This is a genomic window from Promicromonospora kroppenstedtii DSM 19349 (assembly GCF_000515355.1).
Classification (GTDB): domain Bacteria; phylum Actinomycetota; class Actinomycetes; order Actinomycetales; family Cellulomonadaceae; genus Promicromonospora; species Promicromonospora kroppenstedtii.
Window position 1 is genome coordinate 25,683 of the sequence record NZ_KI911761.1, and the last position, 228, is coordinate 25,910.

The window sequence follows — 228 nt, forward strand, 5'->3', positions numbered from 1 at the left end:
CCACGGCCGCGGTGATCGTCTCCTGGGCGTACGCGTGGCGAGGCAGCACAGCCTCGACCGACACGACACGCGACATCTCAGCATCGTGACCCACGACGCGCCCACCCGCGCGGGGAGGACGCACCGGGACTAGCGTGCCGCCCATGACGACCGGCTCCGACGCACGCCGCCTGGCCCGCGGACTCGTGCTCGCGAGCCACGCCGCACCGGCCCTGGTCGTGACCGGCC